The organism is Pseudomonas sp. 05N434 (genome assembly GCF_056396965.1).
In genome coordinates, this window is the sequence record NZ_JBFTMK010000338.1 from 1 (window position 1) to 5532 (window position 5532).

Sequence of the window (5532 nt, forward strand, 5' to 3'; positions counted from 1 at the left end):
GTATAGGACTGACCCGTTTAGGTATAGGACTGACCCGTTTAGCGCGCCGCAGCCTTGTGGGCCGCAAACGCAAAATGGCGGCTAGCCTACCGAATTTGCCCACCAAACGCACTATTACGGGGCGAACTATCCGATAMGCGACATTTCAGTGTCGTGTTTACATATCTAATTTTCACAACCTCCCTCGCCACAAAAAGCGCTGCGAATATCTCAAACCCCGGAAATGACAAAGGCCACCCGAAGGTGGCCTTTGTTTGGTGGAGCGTCAGTTAAGCGCGAGGCTTACTTGACGGCCCAACCGGTCAGCTCGGCCAGGGCCTTGCCGATGTCTGCCAGCGAACGCACGGTTTTAACGCCTGCGTCTTGCAGAGCAGCGAATTTCTCGTCTGCAGTGCCTTTGCCGCCAGAGATGATTGCGCCAGCATGGCCCATGCGCTTGCCCGGAGGAGCAGTCACACCAGCGATGTAGGAAACAACCGGCTTGGTCACGTGTGCCTTGATGTAGGCAGCCGCTTCTTCTTCAGCCGAACCACCGATCTCGCCGATCATCACGATCGCTTCGGTCTTCGGGTCTTCCTGGAACAGCTTCAGGATGTCGATGAAGTTCGAACCCGGGATCGGGTCACCACCGATGCCGACGCAAGTCGACTGACCGAAACCGGCGTCAGTAGTCTGCTTCACAGCTTCGTAGGTCAGGGTGCCGGAACGGGAAACGATACCGACCTTGCCCGGCAWGTGRATGTGACCYGGCATGATGCCGATCTTGCATTCGCCTGGAGTGATCACGCCTGGGCAGTTAGGACCGATCAGGACTACGCCCAGCTCGTCGCACTTGACCTTGGCATCCAGCATGTCCAGGGTAGGAATGCCTTCAGTGATGCAAACGATCAGCTTGATGCCGCCGAAGGCTGCTTCCAGGATGGAGTCCTTGCAGAAAGGAGCTGGAACGTAGATCACGCTGGCGGTGGCGCCAGTGGCAGCTACAGCGTCTTTCACGGTGTTGAACACTGGCAGGCCCAGGTGCTCGGTGCCGCCTTTGCCTGGAGTTACGCCGCCAACCATCTTGGTGCCGTACTCGATGGCTTGCTGGGTGTGGAAACTACCTTGCGAACCGGTAATACCCTGGCAGATAACTTTGGTGTCTTTATTGATCAGGACGCTCATTATTTGCCCTCCGCAGCTTTGACAACTTGTTGAGCAGCGTCGGTCAGGCTGGTAGCAGCGATGATGTTCAAACCGCTTTCTGCCAGTACTTTAGCGCCCAGCTCAGCGTTGTTGCCTTCAAGGCGAACAACAACCGGGATTTTCACGCCGACTTCTTTCACAGCGCCGATGATGCCTTCGGCAATCATGTCGCAACGAACGATGCCGCCGAAGATGTTGACCAGTACTGCAGCGACGTTAGTGTCGGACAGGATGATCTTGAACGCTTCGGTTACGCGTTCTTTGGTAGCACCGCCGCCCACGTCGAGGAAGTTGGCTGGTTTGCCGCCATGCAGGTTGACGATGTCCATGGTACCCATGGCCAGGCCAGCACCGTTGACCATGCAACCGATGTTGCCTTCCAGTGCTACGTAGTTCAGTTCGAACTTGGCAGCGTGCGCTTCGCGCGGATCGTCTTGCGACGGATCGTGGAAAGTCTTCAGCTTAGGCTGACGGTACATGGCGTTGGCGTCGATGTTGATCTTGGCATCGAGGCAGTGCAGATCGCCGTCAGCCTTGATCACCAGCGGGTTCACTTCCAGCAGAGCCAGGTCGTGATCCTTGAACAGCTTGGCCAGACCTACGAAGATCTTGGCGAACTGAGCAACTTGCTTGCCTTCCAGACCCAGCTGGAATGCCAGCTCGCGACCCTGGAATGGCTGAGCGCCAACCAGTGGATCGATAGTGGCTTTCAGAATTTTTTCTGGAGTGTCGTGAGCAATTTTCTCGATGTCCACGCCACCTTCGGTGGAAGCCATGAACACGATGCGACGGCTCGAACGGTCAACGACAGCGCCCAGGTACAGCTCTTTAGCGATATCAGTGCACGATTCAACCAGGATTTTGGTGACTGGCTGACCATTGGCGTCAGTCTGGTAAGTCACCAGACGCTTGCCCAGCCACTGCTGTGCGAATGCTTTAGCGTCTTCTTTGCTGCGAACCAGCTTTACGCCGCCCGCTTTACCGCGACCACCGGCGTGAACCTGGGCTTTGACAACCCATTCGCTGCCGCCGATTTTGTCGCAAGCTTCTGCTGCTGCTTCCGGGGTGTCTACCGCGTAACCGGTGGATACTGGCAGGCCGTACTCAGCGAACAGCTGCTTACCCTGATACTCGTGAAGATTCATGCTTATTACCGTCTTCGTTAGGTACTGCGCATTCGGTGCTGCACTCATTCAAGTGCCGCACCACCTGTGACTGCTGCTTGCGTAACCTTTCCGGGTACCCGGTGCAGCTACGCAAGACTGCGTCCAGCGGACATTCCGCGGTGAGTCTTGCTCGCAAGGCTCACGACGGGCCGTACCGCCGTGGTTTCTTATTATCCGCTTAGCGTTTCTTGCGGTTGGCGATGTGGATGGCGCCGCCATTCACTGCCAACGCTGCTTCGTGCAAGGCTTCAGACAGGGTCGGATGGGAGAAAACCATCATGCCCAGGTCTTCAGCGCTGGTGCCGAATTCCATGCCGATCGCGCCCTGCTGAACCAGTTCTGCGGCGCTCGGGCCAATCACGTGGACGCCCAATACGCGGTCAGTCTTGGCATCAGCGATGACCTTGACGAAACCACCGGTATCGTTGGCGGCCATGGCACGGCCAGAGGCTGCGAACGGGAAGGTGCCGACGTTAACTTCTACGCCTTCAGCTTTCAAGGCCTGCTCGGTTTTACCGACCCACGCGATTTCCGGGTGAGTATAAATAACCGAAGGGATCAGGTCATAGTTCATCTGGGCTTTATGGCCCTTGATGCGCTCGACAACCATGATGCCCTCTTCCGAGGCTTTGTGAGCCAGCATCATGCCGCGAACCACGTCACCGATGGCGTAAACGCCCGGTACGGTGGTGGCGCAGTGATCGTCAACGTGCACGAAACCGCGCTCGTCCAGGGTCACGCCGCAATCGGCAGCCAGCAGATCAGTGGTCACCGGACGGCGACCAACGGCTACGATCAACTTGTCGAAAGTGATGTTCTGTTCGCCGTTGGCATCGGTGTAGTTCACAACGACTTCGTCGCCGTTCACTTTGGAACCGGTCACGCGAGCGCCCAGCTTGATGTCCAGACCCTGTTTGGTCAGGGTTTTCAGCGCTTCCTTGGAAACAGCGGTGTCCGCTGCCATCAGGAAGGTATCCAGTGCTTCGAGAACGGTGACTTCAGCGCCCAGACGGGACCATACCGAACCCAGTTCCAGACCGATAACACCAGCGCCGATTACACCCAGGCGTTTTGGTATGGATTGGAATTCCAGAGCGCCAGTCGAATCGACGATCACATTCTGGTCGACCGGAGCCGGTGGAATGTCGATCGGACGCGAGCCCGGAGCCAGGATGACGTTTTCGGCTTCGATGACTTCAACCGAACCGTCAGGCTTGGTGACTTCGACTTTCTTGCCAGCCAGCAGTTTGCCGTGGCCCTGGATCGAAGTGACGCCGTTAGCCTTGAACAGCGTTGCAACGCCGGAGGTCAGGCCTTTGACGATGTTGGCTTTACGGCCGACCATTGCTGGCACGTCCATGGTCACGCCAGCGTGGTTGATACCGTGGATCGCGAAGCCGTCTTGCGCTTCGTGAAACTTCCAGGAGCTGTCCAGCAGCGCCTTGGATGGAATGCAGCCGACGTTCAGGCAAGTACCGCCGAGGGCCAGTTTGCCTTCCTTGTCGGTGTATTTCTCGATGCAGGCAGTGGTGAGGCCCAGTTGCGCTGCTTTAATGGCAGCCACGTAGCCGCCAGGACCCGCGCCAATCACTACCACGTCGAATTTCTGAGTCATGTGTCATTCCTTCTCGAATCAAACCGGACGGCCCCTTTTGAGGACCGTCGTGGGACGAAGCTGGTCATTACAGAAGGGCCGTCCATCTGAACGGCCCGTGCAACGAAATCAGATATCCAGCAGCAAACGAGCCGGGTCTTCCAGCAGGTTCTTGATGGTCACCAGGAAGGTCACAGCTTCTTTGCCATCGATCAGACGGTGATCGTAGGACAGCGCCAGGTACATCATCGGACGGATAACTACCTGACCGTTGATCGCCATAGGGCGCTGGATGATGTTGTGCATACCCAGAATCGCAGCCTGTGGCGGGTTGACGATCGGAGTCGACATCATCGAACCGAAAGTACCGCCGTTGGTGATGGTGAACGTGCCGCCGGTCATTTCTTCCATCGACAGTTTGCCGTCACGGGCTTTCTTGCCGAAGGTAGCGATGCCGCCTTCGATTTCAGCCAGGCTCATCAGTTCGGCGTTACGCAGAACCGGTACAACCAGACCGCGGTCGCTGGAAACAGCCACACCAACGTCGGCGTAGCCGTGGTAAACGATGTCGGCACCGTCGATCGACGCGTTGACAGCCGGGAAGCGTTTCAGCGCTTCGGTAGCCGCTTTCACGAAGAACGACATGAAGCCCAGGCGTACGCCGTTGTGGGACTTCTCGAACAGGTCCTTGTACTTCGAACGCAGGGCCATGACTTCGGTCATGTCGACTTCGTTGAAAGTGGTCAGCATGGCCATGTTCGATTGAGCTTCAACCAGACGCTCGGCAACCTTGGCACGCAGACGGGTCATCGGAACGCGTTTTTCTACGCGGTCGCCAGCAGCGAATACCGGAGCCGAAGCAGCCGGTGCAGCAGCCTTGGCAGGTGCAGCAGCCGGAGCGGCTTTCTTGGCGGCAACAGCTGCTACCACGTCTTCCTTGGTCACACGACCGCCTTTGCCAGTACCGGCAACGGAAGCGATGTTGATGCCGTTTTCTTCAGCCAGCTTGCGAGCAGCCGGTGCAGCAACAGGATCGTCTTCGCCCGCTTCGGCAGGAGCAGCGGCAGCAGCGGCAGGTGCAGCAGCGGCTGGAGCGGCGGCAGCACCGCCCTCACCGATGGAGCCCAGAACTTCGTCGGACAGAACGGTGTCGCCTTCGTTCTTGACGATSGCGCCCAGCACGCCATCAGCAGTGGCCAGAACTTCCAGTACGACTTTGTCGGTTTCGATGTCGACGATCAGTTCGTCACGCTTGACGGCGTCGCCCGGTTTTTTGTGCCAGGTGGCAACGGTGCCATCGGCAACCGATTCCGGGAAAGTGGGGGCTTTGATTTCGATAGCCATTATCTGTGGGTCCTTAAATTCGGTTTCAGGTGCGCGAAGGCGTTAAACAGTGAAAGCATCTTGCAGCAGTTGTTCCTGCTGCTCGGCGTGCATCGAAGCGTAACCGCAAGCAGGTGCGGCAGACGCCTCACGACCAGCGTATTCCAGGACCAGGCCTTGTTTATGGTTGGTCAGGCTGCGACGCATGTGATGCTGGCTGCTGTACCAGGCGCCCTGGTTCATCGGCTCTTCCTGGCACCAAAC

The 5532-nt window shown here is 57.6% G+C and carries 5 protein-coding genes; all 5 read right to left on the reverse strand.

Going from position 1 to position 5532, the window contains the following annotated elements; all coding sequences use genetic code 11:
- Nucleotides 1-282: 282 nt before the first annotated feature.
- Nucleotides 283-1164, reverse strand: a complete 882-nt coding sequence (gene sucD, locus AC1DLB_RS19845; RefSeq protein ID WP_477785495.1) for a succinate--CoA ligase subunit alpha — start codon at nucleotides 1162-1164, stop codon at nucleotides 283-285.
- Nucleotides 1164-2330: an ADP-forming succinate--CoA ligase subunit beta gene (sucC, locus tag AC1DLB_RS19850; RefSeq protein WP_007919879.1), complete on the reverse strand. Its 1167-nt coding sequence runs from the start codon at nucleotides 2328-2330 to the stop codon at nucleotides 1164-1166. Before sucC ends, sucD begins: the two co-directional genes overlap by 1 nt.
- Nucleotides 2331-2529: 199 nt before the next feature.
- A complete protein-coding gene (gene lpdA, locus AC1DLB_RS19855) occupies nucleotides 2530-3966 on the reverse strand; it encodes a dihydrolipoyl dehydrogenase (protein WP_477744257.1) in 1437 nt (478 codons plus the stop codon).
- A 108-nt stretch (nucleotides 3967-4074) separates the two neighbouring features.
- On the reverse strand, nucleotides 4075-5289 hold the full coding sequence (gene odhB, locus AC1DLB_RS19860; RefSeq protein ID WP_018925109.1) for a 2-oxoglutarate dehydrogenase complex dihydrolipoyllysine-residue succinyltransferase: 1215 nt from the start codon (nucleotides 5287-5289) through the stop codon (nucleotides 4075-4077).
- 42 nt (nucleotides 5290-5331) lie between these two features.
- On the reverse strand, nucleotides 5332-5532 hold a 201-nt coding region (locus AC1DLB_RS19865), incomplete at its 5' end, for a hypothetical protein (protein ID WP_477785496.1).